The organism is Citrobacter sp. wls718, assembly GCF_005280945.1.
In the GTDB taxonomy this organism is placed as follows: Bacteria; Pseudomonadota; Gammaproteobacteria; order Enterobacterales; family Enterobacteriaceae; genus Citrobacter; species Citrobacter gillenii.
This window is the reverse complement of record NZ_SZWV01000051.1, coordinates 148,943-149,248: the sequence shown is the minus strand read 5'-3', so window position 1 is coordinate 149,248 and position 306 is coordinate 148,943. Positions and strand designations below refer to the sequence as shown.

1 protein-coding gene is annotated in these 306 nt (G+C 61.8%); it reads left to right on the top strand.

Annotation, left to right across the window (positions count from 1 at the left end):
* Positions 1 to 306, top strand: a 306-nt coding sequence (locus FDW95_RS23695; protein WP_249359010.1) for a helicase HerA-like domain-containing protein, incomplete at both ends; no start/stop codon positions are given.

Below are 306 nucleotides of genomic sequence, written 5' to 3'. Positions count from 1 at the left end.
CACGGGCTGATTACCGGCGCGACCGGGACCGGTAAAACCGTCACCTTGCAGAAGCTGGCCGAATCGCTGTCGGAGATCGGCGTGCCGGTGTTTATGGCCGATGTTAAAGGCGACTTAACCGGCGTGGCGCAGGCAGGACAGGCGTCTGAAAAGCTGCTGACCCGCCTGAACAACATCGGTATTACCGACTGGCAGCCGCATGATAATCCGGTCACGGTGTGGGATATCTTCGGTGAGAAAGGTCACCCGGTGCGCGCCACGGTATCGGATCTCGGCCCGCTGCTGCTGGCCCGCCTGCTGAACCTG